Origin of the sequence: Barnesiella sp. (genome assembly GCF_022723415.1) — a bacterium.
Taxonomy (GTDB): Bacteria; Bacteroidota; Bacteroidia; order Bacteroidales; family Barnesiellaceae; genus Barnesiella; species Barnesiella intestinihominis.
The window spans coordinates 57,368-73,483 of sequence record NZ_JAIJHU010000004.1 but is presented as its reverse complement, the minus strand read 5'-3'; the positions used below and the strand labels follow the sequence as shown (position 1 = coordinate 73,483).

Here is a 16,116-nt window from a genome sequence, read left to right as displayed (position 1 = left end):
TTTGCTATGAGAGATGTTTTTACTGGACATTAACCTGATCGCCACTGAATACCGACAGGTCGAGTTTATTCATAATATGTTTGATTGCCAGTTGAGCCTTAACCGAGTTGCCTGCTGCATCGATAGGGGGTGCAAAGGCTGCAATACCCATGATTCCGGGAAGAACTCCCATGACACCTCCGCCTACTCCGGTTTTTGCAGGAATTCCCGAAGTGAAGAGCCAGTCTCCGGTGTGTTCGTAAAATCCTACTGTCGCTATCAGCGATGTAATTTGAGGAGACAGCGAGGCATCGAATACTCTTGCTCCGGTTTTTGGGTTGACTCCTTTATTGGCTATGGTCGCACCGCATACAGAAAGCTGTTCTGCCGTGATTCCCAAAGAGCATTGACGAGTATAAAGGTCGAGCGACAGATCGGGATCGTCATAAATACGGTTGTAGTTTTTCAATAACCATGTAATTGAGCGGTTGTTGAAATTTGTAGCCGATTCGGAGCGATACAATTCATCTATCAATTCAGGAGCACTTCCCGAAAGTTCAGTGATATTTTTCACTATCGCAGCCCATTTTTCTTTTGGATTACCAACTGGTTGAACCATACTGCATGCGGTGATAGCTCCGGCATTAACCAATGGGGTCGAGGGGTGATCGTTTTCCAACAAAATAGCGATTATCGAATTGAACGGTAATCCTGTCGCATCGGCTCCAATCATGGAAAGGAGCTTTTCTGCGCCATATTGGCGTAATACCAATATGGCGGTGTGCACCTTAGAAACCGATTCTATACCGAATTTATATTGGGTATCTCCGACTTCGATAATTTGTCCGTCCAGTAGACATACGCTGATACCGAACAAGTTTTTGTCGATGTTGGCAAGATAGGGAATATAGTCGGCATTCTTACCGTCTTGGTTATTTTTATAGAGATCGTACGCTTCGTTGACCGCTTGTTTGATTTGGGAAACCGAAATAGTTTTTTTCATATTCCTATTTTTTTGTTTTATGGCGGTTCCCCGTATGGGTAAATACCGAACCTTTCACTTCAATATTTTTGTCTTGTGCGATACGAGTATTGGTCGGGTATTCCAATTTTTCGAGAGATGCGACGGCATCGCGAATATCGTTCAGCAACATGTCGGCCATATCCCTGCTGAACCCTTGACGTACGACGATACGCATGACTACATAGTTTTGAATATTTTCGGGTAGAGTATATGCCGGAACCATCCAGCCGCCTTGTTTCAATTTGTCTTGCAAGTCATATAGAGTCCATTTTGCCGTTTTTGCGTAATCGGGCTTCATATACCAGATGAACAATGGGTTTTCAACATGATCGCTGTAATTGACAAATGGAGCCATTTTACCGATTTCGTCGTGGAGGTATTGGGTTATTTGCATACTATTGTATTGGACGGCTTTGTATCCTTGAAATCCCAATCGAATAAATTGGTAATATTGTCCCAATATTTGAGCTGCCGGGCGTGAGAAATTGAGCCCTACTTGTGTGATATTCGCTCCTAAATAGTTTACACTGAATGACATTTCGTCGGGGAGGTATTTTTTGTCTTTCCAAACGACCCAGCCCAGACCGGGGTATACCAATCCGAATTTGTGCCCCGATGTACTGATTGATAGAACCCATTTTAATCTGAAATCCCATTTTTTGTGTGGATCGAGGAAAGGTAATATAAATCCACCGGAAGCTGCATCTACGTGGATAGGAATGTCATATCCTGTTTTTTTGTTGAATTCGTCGAGGGCTTTGTCGAGAGCTTCGACGTCATCGTTCAATCCGGTCCAAGTTACGCCCTCGATAGGAACGATGCAAATTGTATTCTCATCGCACATCTTTAAAGCTTCTACCGGGTCGAGAGTCGTTTTTTCGAGAGTCAGGGGAACTTCTCGCATCTCGATTTGCCAAAGTTGTGCAAACTTTTCCCAAACGACTTGAAATCCCGAAGAGATAACAAAATTGGGTTTATCGGTAGGCTTCCCTTCTGCCTGACGTTTTTTACGCCAACGTAGCCATGCTGCGACACCGCCGAGCATACAGGCTTCGGAAGAACCTATGGCCAAAGCTCCGCTTTTCCATTTTTCCTCTTCGGGAGAGTTCCAAAGGTTAGCCATGATATTTATACATTTGGCATTCATGACGGCGATACGCGGATATTCTGTTTCATCGATATAGTTGATGTTGATCGCTTCATTCATCAATTTGGTTGCGTAGTCGTCCATGTAGGTGGTTACGAACGTAGCTAAATTTAATCGAGGTTGTGTTTGAGCGAATGTTTCATCTTTAACCATTTGGTATGCAATCTCTGGTGTTGTAGGTGCATCGGGAATACGATCTACCGGTGATGGTTTCAACATTTCGTTGGACCCGAAGATACTTGTCTTGGCATCTCCTTCTCTGAAATTCAAATCTTTCATTGTATAAAATTTTATGAGTTAGAACTATAAAGCCGGATTATTTTGTACGGCTCTTCGATGAAACAACAGCCTTGTAAGGTGAAAGTTTGACCGATTTGTCTATTCATACACAATTTGGCACTTATTAAAATATTAGAATAGTACCGGTAAACATTCGAAGGTGATTATTGTTTTTGAAAATGCAAGCATAAAAAAGATGTGATTATGAAAATAGAAACTGGACAAGGGACTATACCTTTGATTACGCTTTTGGGAATATGGTCTATTTCAGCTTTAAATGCACTACCGGGTCTAGCTGTTTCCCCTATTTTGGGACAGATGTCTACAATATTTCCGCATTCTTCGGAGTTCGACATACAACTGTTATCTTCACTACCTTCGTTATTGACTATACCTTTCATCTTGTTATCCGGGAAGTTGACCGAACGTATTAATAACATCGTCTTGTTACAAGTTGGATTAATTATTTTTGCATTAAGTGGTTTGCTATATATGCTTTCTTCCCGAATGTGGCAGTTAATAGCGGTGAGTGCGTTGTTGGGTATTGGCTCGGGTATGATAGTTCCGTTGTCAACGGGTTTGATTTCTCGCCATTTTATAGGTCGATATCGTACTCGACAGTTTGGTTTGAGTTCTGCGATTACAAATATAACGTTAGTGACGGCGACTGTATTGACTGGATATTTGGCAGAGATTAATTGGCACTTGCCTTTTATTGTTTATTTTTTCCCTGTGGTATCGTTCTTTTTGTCTTTTTATTTGAAACGAGATACTATATCGGTAGCCCCAGTAAAGGTGACTGTATCGGGTAAAATAGAAGTGAAGAGGTTGGTTTCTCTCATGTTGTTTTATGGCCTGGTAACTTATTTAGCTGTTATCGTTAGCTTCAATTTACCATTTTTGATGAAGGAATATCATTTCGACACGGGAGCCTCGGGAATTATTATTTCTTTGTTTTATTTAGCTATTATGGCTCCCGGTTTCATATTGAATCGAGTGTTATCGATTTTTGGATCGTTTACAAAATGTGTGAGTCTATTGTGTATGGCAGGAGGTATGGTTCTGATATTGTTGTCGGGCAATGAATGGATATTGGGACTTGGAGCCATATTTATCGGGTTTGGGTATGGGGTGATGCAACCTGTTATTTATGATCAGACAACGAGAGTAGCTACACCCGATAAAGTGACTTTGGCCCTCGCATTTGTCATGTCTATGAATTATTTGGCTATCTTACTTTGTCCTACGATTATCGATACATTACAATCTCTATTTCATATTCATACTCAGCAGTTTGCATTTATATTTAATTTAGTTATAACACTGCTTGTCGTTTTAGGGGCATATTATCGTCGCCATACGTTTTTGTTTAATGATAGTTGTGATAGTGATAAATCTCTGGAAAAGTTATGACAAATAAAATTCAGGAAGCCAATTTGGCTATGGTCGTTTCAAAAACGTTTAGTGGATTAAACGTAAATGCGTTACGATATTTGTTGCCTTTGTGGATCGCCCCGCTAACCGGTGTGACTTTTCGTTGTGTTTTTGCAGCCGTGGCTTTTTGGATCATAGGGTATTGGGCAAAACCGGAGACGGCTTCGGTAAAAGATAAAATTTATCTGTTTTTGTTGGGGGCCGTCGGCATTTATGGTTATATGTTTTCCTATTTAATGGGACTTAGTAAGACGACTCCGGTATCGGCAGCTATTTTTACTTCTATGCAGCCCATTTGGGTTTTTATTTTGTCGGTTTTCTTTTTTAATGAGAAAGCGACAGTGATGAAAATTGTCGGTATTTTAGTAGGATTAGGTGGGGCTCTACTCTGTATTTCAACACAAAAGAGCGATGATTTGGCTTCGGATGCTTTTTCTGGTAATCTTTTTTGTTTGGTGAGTTCTGTGATTTATGCCGTATATCTGATATTGAGTAATCGGTTTTTGAGACGAACGGGCCCTTATACACTTATGCGTTATACGTTTTCAGGAGCGGCTGTATCGAGTCTTATCGTTATGGCTTTTGTTGGATATGAAGCGTCTTTAACTACACTTTCGCTACATTTTTGGCCTATTGCCTTATTGCTGTTTGTGTTGATATTTCCAACTGTTATCAGTTATTTACTAATACCGACAGGTCTCAAATATCTGAGTACGACAGTCGTGGCTATATATGGGTATTTAATTTTGGTCGTCGCTTCGATTGTTTCATTTCTGGTAGGACAGGATAGATTCTCTTGGGAACAGTTGGGTGCTATGCTTCTTATTTGTGTGGGTGTTTATTGGGTAGAGATAGCTGAAAATAACGGTCGTGAGAGAAAACGGCCCCATTCGCCATCTATCACTTGACTCTTGATTTATGCAGTAGTTTGGGGATAAGTTGCAAACCCTTTTTTATTTCGTGGGGATTACGAGCTATGATAACAGTGGTTACAGCGATGAGTATGATACAAATACCGATACTTTGTATGAAGTTACAACTTTCACCCAGAAATAATACACCCATAATGACTGCTGTTAAAGGTTCCATGCAACCCAATACTGCCGTTGTCGTCGAACCGACATGCTGGACGGCAAGAATAAGGGTTAGATCAGATATAAGTGTAGGCACTAAGGCCAGAAGAATAAGATCAACGCCGATTTCCCAAGAGGGTATGGGAGTAAGCATTTCCCGATTTACGATTAAGTTCAACAAGAAAATGAATGCACCCGATAGTAAAACGTAGAACGTGAGTTTTAAACCGTCCATATCGCTTACGCTCGATTTGTTTATTCCGACGATATAAGAGGCATAGGTCAATACGGTTGTGAGAGCTAATGCCAATCCTGTGGAATTAAGTGTACCGCCTTCGCTTCCGCTTAATAAGTAGACACCGCCGATAGCCATTATTGTTGCAATGATGATGGAGACGGAAACTTTGTCTTTGAAAAAAGTAACCATCAGTAAGGTTACGAGTACAGGATAAAGGAAGTGTAGGGTAGTAGCCAATCCGCTAGGAATGTACAGATATGATTTTGTCAGAAGAAGGGAAGTGGCCGCATATAAAAACGCCAACCCGAAAATGATGAGGGCTTGTTTCCCTGAGATTTTGAAGTTCGTTTTTCGTATACAGAGTATAATGCCGAGCAAGATTGAGGAAAATAGGAATCGATAAAATACTACTGAGTTGAGGGGGATACCGGCTTGTAAAGCAGGTATGGCAAATAGGGGTACAAGCCCGAATGTCGATGAAGAAATGATAGCGTAGAAGAGTCCTTTGGGGGAGTTCATGATTCTTGGTTTCGAATTTGAGTGTGCAAAGGTAACCAAAACCAAGAGGAGAAAGAGTGGGTTTTGAATTTTTTTAAGGAGTTTTCAATGAAAGAAAAAGAGCTCCCGAATTATTCGGGAGCTCTTTTTCTTTCATTGGGCAGTATGGATTTATTTACCCAAACATTCTTTGATGTAAGCCTTCATTTTGGGGATAGCGGCTTCGGCACTTTGTAGAAGTTTGAATTGAGCCTTTGTACGAACTAAATTGTGTTCGGGGTATTTTATCTTGTAATAGGTGTCGCCGTTGATATAGTCTGTCAGGAAACGTACGGTTTGCATATAAGGAAACAAGGTAACAGCATAGGGCAGATTGTCGATTTCGATGTCGGTGAGAAACGATTTAGCAGTTTCTAAGTATCCTTTGGTAAATGCTTTAAATATTTCCATATTGAAATTGACGTTGTCCAAATTCTTGTCGTCCTCTTCTCCGGTATTGGCTGCCGTTCGCATGAAATCACCGAAGTCGGAAAATATGTAGCTGGGCATGACTGTATCGAGATCGATCACGCATAATACATGACCGTTTTCATCGAACATCATGTTATTCACTTTGGTGTCGCAGTGGCAAATGCGTTTGGGCAATTTCCCTTCTCGATGCAATCTTTCGGCCAAACACATGGCGTCGGCTCGTTTGTCTAGCTCGTCGATGATGGGTTTGACGGAGGCCACACGACCGACAGGATCGGCTGTTATGGCTTCTTGCAGTTGTTTTAATCGGAATTCCATATTGTGAAAATCTGGAATCGTTTCACCCAGTTCCACTGGAATATCCGACAGCATAGCTTGGAAATTACCGAATGCTTGTCCGGCATAATATGAGAATTCCGGGGTTACGGCTTCGTAGCTTTTTGCGTTTGGAATGAAGATGAGTATTCTCCAATAACTTTCTCCATCGAAATAGTATAATTTACCATCGGTTGTCGGTATTAAGGTTAAAACCTTGCGGTCTATATCGGTTTCTCCTTTGGTTTCTAATTTGTGGCGGATATGAGTCGTGACTTGGTAAAAATTATTTTGCAGCATATCCACATCTTTGAAGATCGAGTGATTGATTCTCTGTAAAACATAGTCGGGGGTATCGGGGGCGACGGTGGTTACTTTATAAGAATCGTTGATGAGTCCTGCTCCTAATGGCTTAATTTCGAGAATTTTTCCGGCAAGAAAAAAATGCGATAATATGTCTTTCAAATCTTTCATAATAGTGTATGTGTTTTTATTTGTTTGAGTCGATAAAATTTTGATAGAGGTTTTGATAACAGTTATAGAGGTCTTTGAACTCTTTGTATTCCGATGTTTTTACTTCATACATAAAAGGCCCTGTATATCCGGCTTTGTAGAGCTCTTTTAGTATTTTTATCCAATTGTTGTCTCCTTTCCCGCTACAAGGGTTAGGCATGTAATGACACTCGTGTCGTCCGTCACCGTCGGCGATGTGAACAGATTTTAATCGTTTGCCCATAGCCTGTATGAGCAGTTCTGGGTTATCGATGTGATTCATGTCGATGGCAGAATATACATTTTTAGGAAGTTGTTTCATGATGAGTTTGACTTCTTCTACTGTACGACCTAAGGGACGTTCATGTTGTTCGTTTCTCACGAGTTCGTATCCTAACATATTTTCTATAACCATTTTGGCTCCCAGTTCTTTAACTTTGGGATTGAGCTCATTTACCGAGCGTACTAACTGAGCGATACGTTCATTCCGCTCGTTGTGGCCCAGATACCAGCTTGGGTGGAAAAGAATGATTTTAGGTTGTATGATTTTACAAAATTCGAGTACTTTCATGTGTAGAGCGACGCTGTTTTTTCGTATTTTTTCGTCGGTTTGCGAAATATCGATGTCTTTTCCGAAAGGCATGTGTATAGACCAAATTTCAATACCGGCAGAGTCGGCTGCTAATTTGGTACGAGTCAACAACTCCGTAATTTCGGCATCTGTTTTGGGTTTCTTCGTGGATATGAATCCACCTGTTGTAATTTCTATGCAGTCGATACCGGCATCTTTCATCGCTTTGAGACGTTCGTAGTTCATGTCTTTGATACCGATGGAGTTCCCAATTCGGAGTGGAGGATACTTTGTTTTACATGCCGAAGGGAATGCAATGGTAATAACCATTAGAAGCACTAAAAAATTTTTGATTTGTGTGAACATGATGAATTTGTTTTGATGTAATTATTATATTGTTTTTGTGTATCCTAACGGACGAATTTGCTGAAAAATAGCCAAATATGTTCGCTTGTATTCAAGTCTTTTTCTCCCCATGAATGTTTACCCCCTTTTATTTCGTATAACCAAACTTCGTTTCTGTTTATACCGTTGACGTATTTATGGCTGATAATAGTATGATTGGATAAAGAATCAATAGAGGCAATCGTATCGGTAATTTCATGAGTGCATCTGTTTTGGATAGCCCAATGGTTTACAGCGATAGGTACTGCTATATATTTCCCCCAGCCTCCTTCATTATTCGGGTCTCTGTTCCACATAGAGGTTTTGTCTTCGGTTCCGTGTATTTCGAATAGAGGGATAGGGCGGTTTGTTTCTAATTCCCGATACATCCATTCGAGCGTAAGCCCGGCAACAGGAGCTACTGCTGTAAATATATCGGGACGTTTGTACGCTAAAAGATAGCACATTTCTCCTCCATTGGAGTAACCCGTGCAAAATGTATTGTGCGGGCTTAGTCGGTAATTCTTTTGAAGGTGTAAGGCGAGATCGCATAAAAAGTTTATATCGTCGATAGTCATATCGGCCTGAAATGGATAGCCGACATTCCAGCAGTTTTTCCCTTTTTTATCTTGTTCGCCTTGCGGATAACACACGGCGAATCCGTATTTATCGGCGATAGGATTCATACCGAATCTTTTTGGATCGGCTGTGCCACCATAGCCATGAAGTACAAAGACAAGAGGAGCCCCAGATGAGAGATTGGCCGGCTGATAGTATTTATAACTACGCTCGATTCCTCCTGATTGAAATTTATGAGAGGTTAGTGTCCCGGTGGTTTGTCCCACAGCCAATATGCTGCCATATAGAGAGATAGTTAGACAAAATAAAAACTGTTTCATTTTTCAGGTATTATTATTCAAAGGTAGAGAAAAAGTAGATATTGGAAAGAATTATTTACTGAAAATTTAAGAAAAATGTTTTGGAGGGGAGCCGAAATACCGGAGGTTGTGCTATATTTGTAAAACGAACGGAAATAGATTGTAGCTCATTGGAATCGATAGGGATATTGTATTTGCCTTCGGGTTACTCTATTTTTTAGAATATTATTCACCAAAATATTTACGTGATGATTGAAAAGATTAAAGAAACAGCCGCCTATATCGCAGCAAAAGTTCAGGTGATGCCTAAGACCGCCATTATATTGGGAACTGGGTTGGGCGAGTTGGTAGACCACATTACAGACAAGACTGAAATTCCTTATACCGAGATTCCCAATTTCCCGGTGTCGACAGTAGAAGGACATCAGGGGAAGTTGATATTCGGAAAATTGGGAAAGAAAGATGTCATGGCTATGCAGGGGCGTTTTCACTATTACGAGGGATACGATATGAAACAAGTTACCTTCCCGGTGCGTGTCATGAAAGAACTAGGAATAGAGCATCTCTTCGTTTCGAATGCAGCCGGAGGTATGAATCCCGATTTTGCCATCGGCGATATTATGATTATCCGTGACCACATCAATCTCTTTCCCGAACATCCGTTGCATGGACGCAATTATAAGGAATTGGGTGTACGATTCCCCGATATGAGCGAGGCGTATTCTCGCCGTTTGATTGCAAAGGCTCTTGAAATAGCTGAAAAAAATCATATAAAAGTACAGCAAGGTGTGTATGTGGGTACACAGGGACCTACTTTCGAAACCCCGGCCGAGTATCGTTACTTTCATATCATAGGCGGTGATGCCGTGGGCATGAGTACGGTTCCCGAAGTCATTGTCGCGCGTCATGCCGGTATCGAAGTCTTTGCCGTTTCGGTGATTACCGATTTGGGGGTAGAAGGTATTGTGGAGAAATGTTCTCACGAAGAGGTGCAAAAGGCAGCGGCAGAAGCTCAACCCAGAATGAGCTTTATTATGAAAGAACTGGTAGAACAATTTTAATATGAAATAGAAGAAGTCCATGAGCCATGAGCTTGTGGACTTTGTTATAATTTATGGAAGAAATAAAACGTACAGAAATTGCCTCGTTAGGCGAATTTGGTTTGATAGAGCGTTTGACCGGGCATATACAGTTGAAGAACACTTCTACTCTAAAAGGGGTGGGAGATGATTCGGCCGTGCTCGACTATCAAGGAAAACAGACGTTGATTACAACCGATTTATTGCTCGAAGGTGTTCATTTCGACCTTACCTATGTCCCGTTGAAACATTTGGGGTATAAATCGGCGGTGGTTAATTTTTCCGACATATATGCCATGAATGGGACACCGCGTCAGATAACTGTTTCGTTGGGTGTCTCCAAACGTTTTTCGGTAGAAAATCTCGAAGAACTTTATGCCGGCATACAGCTCGCTTGCGATATCTACGGGGTGGATTTGGTCGGGGGAGATACATCGGCTTCGATGACGGGGCTGACTATCAGCATTACCTGTATCGGAGAAGGAGAACCCGGGAAGGTCGTCTATCGTAACGGAGCGAAAGAAAACGATTTGATTTGTGTCAGCGGCGATTTAGGAGCAGCCTATATGGGATTGCAACTATTGGAACGGGAGAAGCGGGTGTTTGCCGGAGAAACCGAATTCAAACCTGCGTTCGAAGGACATGAATACCTGCTCGAACGCCAATTGAAACCAGAAGCCCGTAAGGATATTGTTGCCGAGTTGGATAAAGCCGGGATCGTTCCGACAGCCATGATGGATATTTCTGATGGGCTCTCCTCCGAATTATTGCACATTTGTTCGCAGAGTCATGTGGGCTGCCGTATATATGAAGACCGGATACCGATCGATTACCAGACGGCAGCTATGGCGGAGGAATTTAATATGAATCTGGTGACTGCTGCATTGAATGGAGGCGAGGATTATGAATTGCTTTTTACCGTACCTCTCGAAAAGCACGACATTGTCGCTGCTATCCCCGGAGTGCGAGTGATAGGACATATTACAAAACCAGAATTGGGTTGTTGCATGATAACCCGTGACGATACCGAGATAACCCTTCGGGCACAGGGGTGGAATTCTCTTGCCGAAGAATAAGAATTTATTCGTCCCTTGCGTCGTTTGCATATTTATATTTTTGAACGGAAAAATTCGACAATATATTTGGTAAATTGGAATAAACCTATTATCTTTGCACACGCAAAAATGATGGTGCCATAGCTCAGTTGGTAGAGCAAAGGACTGAAAATCCTTGTGTCACTGGTTCGATTCCCGTTGGCACCACTTGAAAAAAGAGAGTTACAGTTTGGTGACTCTCTTTTTTATTTCTTTACTTTTGTCTATTATAGAAAATTCGGCTTTCACCACGGACGGTACAATGGTCTTGTCGGTTGAAAATCGCGAGGCGAATCGTGATAGTCGCTTATTCGCTTTCCGGCAGTGTTCAGTAAGTACCAACCCATGATTTTGTCTTTCACCAAAGCGACGCCTCGGTGAAACGGATAGGCTTCTTCGTAATAGTCGCCGAGTCGATGACCGTCTCTATTGATGAAACAATAGCCCATGATTTTATCTTTGACAAGTGCGTACCCTTCGTGGAAATCGTCGACGAGAAGGTAATAATCGGTGCATCGTTTACCGTCGAGGGAAATGAAACACCAACCCATGATTTTGTCTAATGCTGCTGCCCGACCTTGCCTATAAGGTCGGATTTGTTCGTAATAGTCGCTAATGCGGTTTCCGTTTATGTCGGAAACGTACCAACCCATGATTCGGCTTTTCTGAATGATAAGACGTGGGGTATTATCGTAGTAATGATTGCCGCTATCATAGGGATAGTCATATTGGGCTTGCATGGATAGGAATCCGAATAAAATCGAAATAAGGATAAGTAGTGGTTTCATGTGCAATTTTTTTTCATTTGACGAAGTTAACGAAAAAAGGTTTAAACGCAGTCATAACTTATATTAATCTCTGCTGGGAATATGCGATTTTCTGTGTTCGAATAGAAGTCTGTTTGTATATCGGCGAGTGTTTATAGGTTGTTGTAATGACTCTAAAAATAAAAAGGTAGGCCGTATGAATCTTTTAGTGCATTGTTTATGTAACTTTGCAAGAGGCAATGCGATAAGGGAGATTTCGGTACGAGTGTATTTATTGTTGTCCGAAGCTGCGCTGTCATTGGAGAAATAATTTATAAGATATGAATGTGAGGATAGAGGAAAGTTGGCGAAAGAGGCTGCAAGACGAGTTCGATAAGCCCTATTTCGAGCGATTGGTTTCTTTTGTGCGGAGCGAATATGGCCGTGCGCATGTTTTGCCTCCGGGACATTTGATATTTCATGTATTCGATGCATGTCCTTTCGAGTCTGTGAGAGTTGTTATTTTAGGCCAAGATCCCTATCCCAATCCCGGACAGTATTACGGTGTTTGTTTTTCTGTACCCGAGGGGGTGGCTATTCCCGGCTCTTTGTTTAATATGTTTAAGGAGATACATGATGATTTGGGCAAGCCTATTCCCGCTTCGGGCAATTTGGATCGGTGGGTGAGGCAAGGTGTATTTCCTTTGAATTCTGTGCTTACCGTGCGAGCTCATGAAACAGGATCGCATCGAAACATGGGCTGGGAGATTTTTACCGATGCGGTCATTCGAAAGTTGAGCGATGAGAGAGAAAATCTCGTGTTTATGCTGTGGGGTAGTTATGCTAAGGAGAAGATTGCGCTTATTGATGCTCGCAAGCATTTGGTTTTAACAGCCGCGCACCCGTCGCCACGATCGGCTGATCGTGGCTTTTTCGGATGTCGGCATTTCAGTAGAGCGAATGCATTTTTACGGAGTAAGGGAATACGGGAAATCGATTGGTGAGATTTTTAGTCCCCGTTTATTATGATTTCAATCTTAGTATAAAACGGCTCCCTTTTCCTAATTCGCTTTCTACGGAAAGAGTCCCCCCATGTGCTTCTACAAAATCTTTGGATATAGACAATCCTAATCCGCTGCCTTGTACTTTTGTTCCCGGCACTCGGAAATAACGGTCGAATATGCTTTGATGATAGCGAGGGTCGATTCCCTTCCCAAAATCTTGTACATAGATTTCGACCATATTGCCGTCTTGGTAAGTGCCGATAATGACGCGACCGTTTTCTTTGGAATAACGTATGGCATTGCTTACAAGATTGGTAAGTACCCATGCTATTTTTTCGCTGTCGACGAATAGTTTCTTTGTATTTTCGTCATAATCGACTTCGATGTGTATGTTGAATTTGTCGGCTTGTACCTGATTGGCCTTGATCGCATATTCGATCAATTCTATGGGCCGGGTTATCTTGGGCATCAGTTGTAGTTTTCCGGCTTCTACTTGGGTCATGTTCAGCAATTCTCCGGTGATATTGAGCAACCGTTCTCCGTTTTCCTTAATACTTTGGGAGAGTTGCTCTTGTTCTTTGTTAAGAGACCCGATACGTCTGTCTTCCAATAATTGCAAACTCATCATAATGGCTGATATGGGAGTCTTCAATTCATGAGATATCGTCGAGATAAATGTTGTTTTCGCAGAATCCAGCTCTTTAAACTCCGTGATGTTTTTCAATATAATTACGTGCCCCAGTTTTTCGGGTTCTTCACTGTCGTGATTCGTGTTGTCTATTTCTATATAGGAGGCTTTGAAGTAACTTTCTTTATTGTCGGCATATATTTTGATAGGCTCTTTCTGAGGATTGGGAGAAACCAGTTCTCGTATTAATTTCCTTAATAAATCATTCTTCAAAGAAATCTCTTCGGCCGATTTGAAGATTGTGTTTTCTTTTTTCAGATTCAGTATGTTCAGAGCTTCACTATTTATGAAAAGTATTTTGCGGTCTGGATCTAATCCTATTATGGGATCGCTGATGCTATTGATAATTGCTTCGAGAAATTTTTTATGTGCCAGTAGTGTCGATAGGGTGGTAGATCTGTATTCGGACAAGTGTTGAGCCATTCTATTGAAACTATCGACCACATTTTTAAATTCTTCGTTTTTATCCGATATATTCAGCCTTTTTTCATAGTTGCGATTCGCTATTTCGAGGATACCGTCGGTTAGCTCCTTGATAGGTCTATTTATCGATTGAGGAAGCCAGATAGCTAATGTGACACCGCAGACTATGCAGATGCCTCCGATAATTGCCACCCATACAACGGCTTGTTTTAAGCCTGTCGAAGCTATCGGGCTGTCTGGTTCGGCAGCCGTCAGCATCTGTAAATAGATAACTGATAAGGAGACCAGCAGAATAATCATTCCGGTCAGTAACCCTATACTTAAAAGCAACTTTGTTTTTATATTCATGACGGGTATTTTTATTAGGCTAAGATAATTAAATCTATATTGTTCTCGGATAAAGATTTCATGAAATTTTTATATTTGGACACCGTAAATATGGTTTGGGGCAATTTCAGTGCTGGAATTCCTGTACATATTGTTGTAATTTGTTTTTCGATTGCGACCTTTATAATGCTTTCGAGAATGTGCGGGGAATGTACCTGTATGACTTCTCCACCTAATTCAGTGGCTAATTTGAAATGGTTTAACAGATGTCGCTGATCTGCCAGCGAGATGCGATCGGGATCCTCTTTGGGTGTTTGTACATATAGTACGAAAAATTTTGTGTTATATCGTGTAGCCAATCGAGCGCAGCGTCGAATGATTTTGCGGGGCGTTTTTTCGTGGGAACTGATGCACGCCATGAATTTTTCATGACGTACGTGAGATGTATCTAAGGGGAGTTCGTTTTCTACTTTTTTTTCGACCCGTAAAGCAACTTCTTTGAGTGCGAGTTCTCGTAGTTGTAAAATATTCTCGGCCTTGAAAAAATTATTCAATGCCAATTCTATTTTTTCCGGCCTATATATTTTCCCGGCTTTTAACCGTTCGATCAATTCTTCTGCTGTGAGGTCTATATTTACGACTTCATCGGCCTCTTCCAAAACACGATCGGGAATTCGTTCTCGAACTTCGATTCCTGATATTTCCTGCACCTCTTCGTTCAGGCTTTCGATATGTTGGATATTTACTGCCGATATAACATTGATACCGGCATCGAGTAACTCCATGACGTCTTGCCATCGCTTTTCATTGCGACTGCCTTCGACGTTGGTATGAGCCAGTTCATCGACAATGACCAATTCGGGACGTATTTGAAGGATAGCATCCAAATCCATCTCTTCCAATTCTTTCCCTTTGTAGAAAATTTTTTTTCTCGGGATAACAGGAATACCTTGTAAAATAGCTTCTGTACCGGTACGTCCGTGTGTCTCTATGAAACCCACTTTTACATCTACTCCGTTTTCTAAGAGTTCGTGGGCCTCTTGTAGCATTCTATAAGATTTCCCTACACCGGCAATCATGCCGATGTAGAGTTTAAACTTACCCCTCCTCGATTTTTTTATCAAGTCGAGAAAATATTGTACATTTTTTTCGTTTTCAATTATATCCATTCTCCCTGTTATGGTTTAAGAGTGATTCCGAATACGATATGAGCATCTTCCATACGAGGGTTCCATATTACTTGTGAAAATATCGGAAGGGAGAACGAATCTGTGATTTTAATTGCGTAGCTTCCTTTCAATGCTACATTAGTAACGGCAAATCCGTTGGTATAGTATTGAGGTGCTTTATAAGGTACTATACCACATGTTACATTGAGATCGACCGATTTTACACTGAACGGATAATTGAGTTCTACATAAGACGAGTAGTTGTTTTTATCGCCTTTTTCATTTTTATCCATACCGGCAAACATGGTGTACCATGCGATCGAAAGAGGAAATTTTTCTACCGGAAGTACATAAGCAAGACTTGCTTCGAAATGATGAGCTGTCGTCTTGTTATTGAAATCGAAATATTTTCCAGCTCCCTGTCCGGCCCACCACATATCGGCAACCGAAACTGTTAGTCCCAATTTTGGGAAGGTATAAGCCAGAGTCAAGTCAAGTTCTTTATTCGCAGAGGGAATATTACCATTCCGATAACCATCGAAGTCGGTGGATCCCCATGCCGTCAACGATAGGTTTTCAACACTGAAACTCAACGTCGGTTGAATACTGGCACCTGTTTGATACATACCTCTCCACACATAGGAGCTAACTAAATCTCCTTGTACATTGAATCGTACTTGAGCAGATGCTTTATTGGTAAACATGGCAAGGAGTCCTATAATCGAAATGATTATCAATGCTCTGATAAGGCTAGCGCCTTCTTTATCGATTAATTGTTTCTTTTTCATGGTAGCTATTGCTGA

15 protein-coding genes and 1 tRNA gene are annotated in these 16,116 nt (G+C 41.3%); 6 read left to right on the top strand and 10 right to left on the bottom strand.

The genetic code is table 11. The annotated features are described in order from the left end of the window. Nucleotides 1-19 precede the first annotated feature (19 nt). Both glsA and gad read right to left on the bottom strand, forming a co-directional pair. Complete coding sequence (gene glsA / locus QVD32_RS01710; RefSeq protein WP_021892178.1) at nucleotides 20-982, bottom strand: glutaminase A; 963 nt, start codon at nucleotides 980-982, stop codon at nucleotides 20-22. Between the two features lie 4 nt (nucleotides 983-986). After that, entirely contained in the window at nucleotides 987-2,429 is a 1,443-nt protein-coding gene (gene gad, locus QVD32_RS01705; protein WP_008860810.1) for a glutamate decarboxylase, read from the bottom strand. Between the two features lie 204 nt (nucleotides 2,430-2,633). Between gad and QVD32_RS01700 the strand changes: the two genes are divergently transcribed. Both QVD32_RS01700 and QVD32_RS01695 read left to right on the top strand, forming a co-directional pair. Next, on the top strand, nucleotides 2,634-3,842 hold the full coding sequence (locus QVD32_RS01700) for an MFS transporter (protein ID WP_021892180.1): 1,209 nt from the start codon (nucleotides 2,634-2,636) through the stop codon (nucleotides 3,840-3,842). Continuing rightward, a complete protein-coding gene (locus QVD32_RS01695; RefSeq protein WP_021892181.1) occupies nucleotides 3,839-4,771 on the top strand; it encodes a DMT family transporter in 933 nt (310 codons plus the stop codon). The genes QVD32_RS01700 and QVD32_RS01695 overlap by 4 nt, the downstream gene beginning before the upstream one ends. Here the strand turns inward: QVD32_RS01695 and QVD32_RS01690 are convergent. The 4 genes from QVD32_RS01690 to QVD32_RS01675 all read right to left on the bottom strand — a co-directional run bounded on the left by QVD32_RS01690 (nucleotide 4,764) and on the right by QVD32_RS01675 (nucleotide 8,804). Then, nucleotides 4,764-5,693, bottom strand: coding sequence for an EamA family transporter (locus QVD32_RS01690; protein WP_021892182.1), 930 nt, complete (start codon nucleotides 5,691-5,693; stop codon nucleotides 4,764-4,766). The two genes, QVD32_RS01695 and QVD32_RS01690, sit on opposite strands and share 8 nt — an antisense overlap. Before the next feature lie 150 nt (nucleotides 5,694-5,843). Then, the gene (locus QVD32_RS01685; RefSeq protein ID WP_008860806.1) at nucleotides 5,844-6,932 is read right to left on the bottom strand and encodes a phosphotransferase enzyme family protein; all 1,089 of its coding nucleotides are present in this window, start codon (nucleotides 6,930-6,932) and stop codon (nucleotides 5,844-5,846) included. A 16-nt stretch (nucleotides 6,933-6,948) separates the two neighbouring features. Further along, nucleotides 6,949-7,887: a sugar phosphate isomerase/epimerase family protein gene (locus QVD32_RS01680; protein ID WP_008860805.1), complete on the bottom strand. Its 939-nt coding sequence runs from the start codon at nucleotides 7,885-7,887 to the stop codon at nucleotides 6,949-6,951. 44 nt (nucleotides 7,888-7,931) lie between these two features. Further along, nucleotides 7,932-8,804, bottom strand: a complete 873-nt coding sequence (locus tag QVD32_RS01675) for a CE1 family esterase (protein ID WP_021892183.1) — start codon at nucleotides 8,802-8,804, stop codon at nucleotides 7,932-7,934. Nucleotides 8,805-9,031: 227 nt separating this feature from the next. On the opposite strand from QVD32_RS01675, the gene QVD32_RS01670 reads away from it, so the two are divergent. From QVD32_RS01670 to QVD32_RS01660, 3 genes are all read left to right on the top strand, one after another. After that, nucleotides 9,032-9,844 (top strand): purine-nucleoside phosphorylase, encoded by an 813-nt coding sequence (locus QVD32_RS01670; RefSeq protein WP_008860803.1) that lies wholly within the window; start codon nucleotides 9,032-9,034, stop codon nucleotides 9,842-9,844. Between the two features lie 53 nt (nucleotides 9,845-9,897). Then, complete coding sequence (gene thiL / locus QVD32_RS01665) at nucleotides 9,898-10,938, top strand: thiamine-phosphate kinase (RefSeq protein ID WP_008860802.1); 1,041 nt, start codon at nucleotides 9,898-9,900, stop codon at nucleotides 10,936-10,938. Between the two features lie 113 nt (nucleotides 10,939-11,051). Further along, nucleotides 11,052-11,124 (top strand) — tRNA-Phe (locus QVD32_RS01660). A 77-nt stretch (nucleotides 11,125-11,201) separates the two neighbouring features. On the opposite strand, the gene QVD32_RS01655 is transcribed toward QVD32_RS01660, so the two are convergent. Then, nucleotides 11,202-11,744, bottom strand: coding sequence for a WG repeat-containing protein (locus QVD32_RS01655; protein ID WP_021892184.1), 543 nt, complete (start codon nucleotides 11,742-11,744; stop codon nucleotides 11,202-11,204). Nucleotides 11,745-12,043: 299 nt separating this feature from the next. Here QVD32_RS01655 and ung point away from each other — a divergent pair, with 299 nt between their 5' ends. Beyond that, on the top strand, nucleotides 12,044-12,706 hold the full coding sequence (ung, locus tag QVD32_RS01650; RefSeq protein ID WP_008860752.1) for a uracil-DNA glycosylase: 663 nt from the start codon (nucleotides 12,044-12,046) through the stop codon (nucleotides 12,704-12,706). Nucleotides 12,707-12,725: 19 nt separating this feature from the next. Here ung and QVD32_RS01645 read toward each other — a convergent pair whose 3' ends face one another. The 3 genes from QVD32_RS01645 to QVD32_RS01635 are packed head-to-tail and all read right to left on the bottom strand — an operon-like array spanning nucleotide 12,726 to nucleotide 16,101. Beyond that, nucleotides 12,726-14,165, bottom strand: coding sequence for a sensor histidine kinase (locus tag QVD32_RS01645; RefSeq protein WP_008860751.1), 1,440 nt, complete (start codon nucleotides 14,163-14,165; stop codon nucleotides 12,726-12,728). A gap of 14 nt (nucleotides 14,166-14,179) precedes the next feature. After that, a complete protein-coding gene (locus QVD32_RS01640; protein WP_008860750.1) occupies nucleotides 14,180-15,313 on the bottom strand; it encodes a sensor protein KdpD in 1,134 nt (377 codons plus the stop codon). Nucleotides 15,314-15,321: 8 nt separating this feature from the next. Further along, on the bottom strand, nucleotides 15,322-16,101 hold the full coding sequence (locus QVD32_RS01635) for a hypothetical protein (protein WP_118687561.1): 780 nt from the start codon (nucleotides 16,099-16,101) through the stop codon (nucleotides 15,322-15,324). Nucleotides 16,102-16,116 lie beyond the last annotated feature (15 nt).

Excerpts from the sequence above, each read along its gene's own strand:
- glsA (WP_021892178.1), bottom strand. The coding sequence starts at position 982 with ATGAAAAAAACTATTTCGGTTTCCCAAATCAAACAAGCGGTCAACGAA.
- gad (WP_008860810.1), bottom strand. The coding sequence starts at position 2,429 with ATGAAAGATTTGAATTTCAGAGAAGGAGATGCCAAGACAAGTATCTTC.
- QVD32_RS01700 (WP_021892180.1), top strand. The coding sequence starts at position 2,634 with ATGAAAATAGAAACTGGACAAGGGACTATACCTTTGATTACGCTTTTG.
- QVD32_RS01695 (WP_021892181.1), top strand. The coding sequence starts at position 3,839 with ATGACAAATAAAATTCAGGAAGCCAATTTGGCTATGGTCGTTTCAAAA.
- QVD32_RS01690 (WP_021892182.1), bottom strand. The coding sequence starts at position 5,693 with ATGAACTCCCCCAAAGGACTCTTCTACGCTATCATTTCTTCATCGACA.
- QVD32_RS01685 (WP_008860806.1), bottom strand. The coding sequence starts at position 6,932 with ATGAAAGATTTGAAAGACATATTATCGCATTTTTTTCTTGCCGGAAAA.
- QVD32_RS01680 (WP_008860805.1), bottom strand. The coding sequence starts at position 7,887 with ATGTTCACACAAATCAAAAATTTTTTAGTGCTTCTAATGGTTATTACC.
- QVD32_RS01675 (WP_021892183.1), bottom strand. The coding sequence starts at position 8,804 with ATGAAACAGTTTTTATTTTGTCTAACTATCTCTCTATATGGCAGCATA.
- QVD32_RS01670 (WP_008860803.1), top strand. The coding sequence starts at position 9,032 with ATGATTGAAAAGATTAAAGAAACAGCCGCCTATATCGCAGCAAAAGTT.
- thiL (WP_008860802.1), top strand. The coding sequence starts at position 9,898 with ATGGAAGAAATAAAACGTACAGAAATTGCCTCGTTAGGCGAATTTGGT.
- QVD32_RS01655 (WP_021892184.1), bottom strand. The coding sequence starts at position 11,744 with ATGAAACCACTACTTATCCTTATTTCGATTTTATTCGGATTCCTATCC.
- ung (WP_008860752.1), top strand. The coding sequence starts at position 12,044 with ATGAATGTGAGGATAGAGGAAAGTTGGCGAAAGAGGCTGCAAGACGAG.
- QVD32_RS01645 (WP_008860751.1), bottom strand. The coding sequence starts at position 14,165 with ATGAATATAAAAACAAAGTTGCTTTTAAGTATAGGGTTACTGACCGGA.
- QVD32_RS01640 (WP_008860750.1), bottom strand. The coding sequence starts at position 15,313 with ATGGATATAATTGAAAACGAAAAAAATGTACAATATTTTCTCGACTTG.
- QVD32_RS01635 (WP_118687561.1), bottom strand. The coding sequence starts at position 16,101 with ATGAAAAAGAAACAATTAATCGATAAAGAAGGCGCTAGCCTTATCAGA.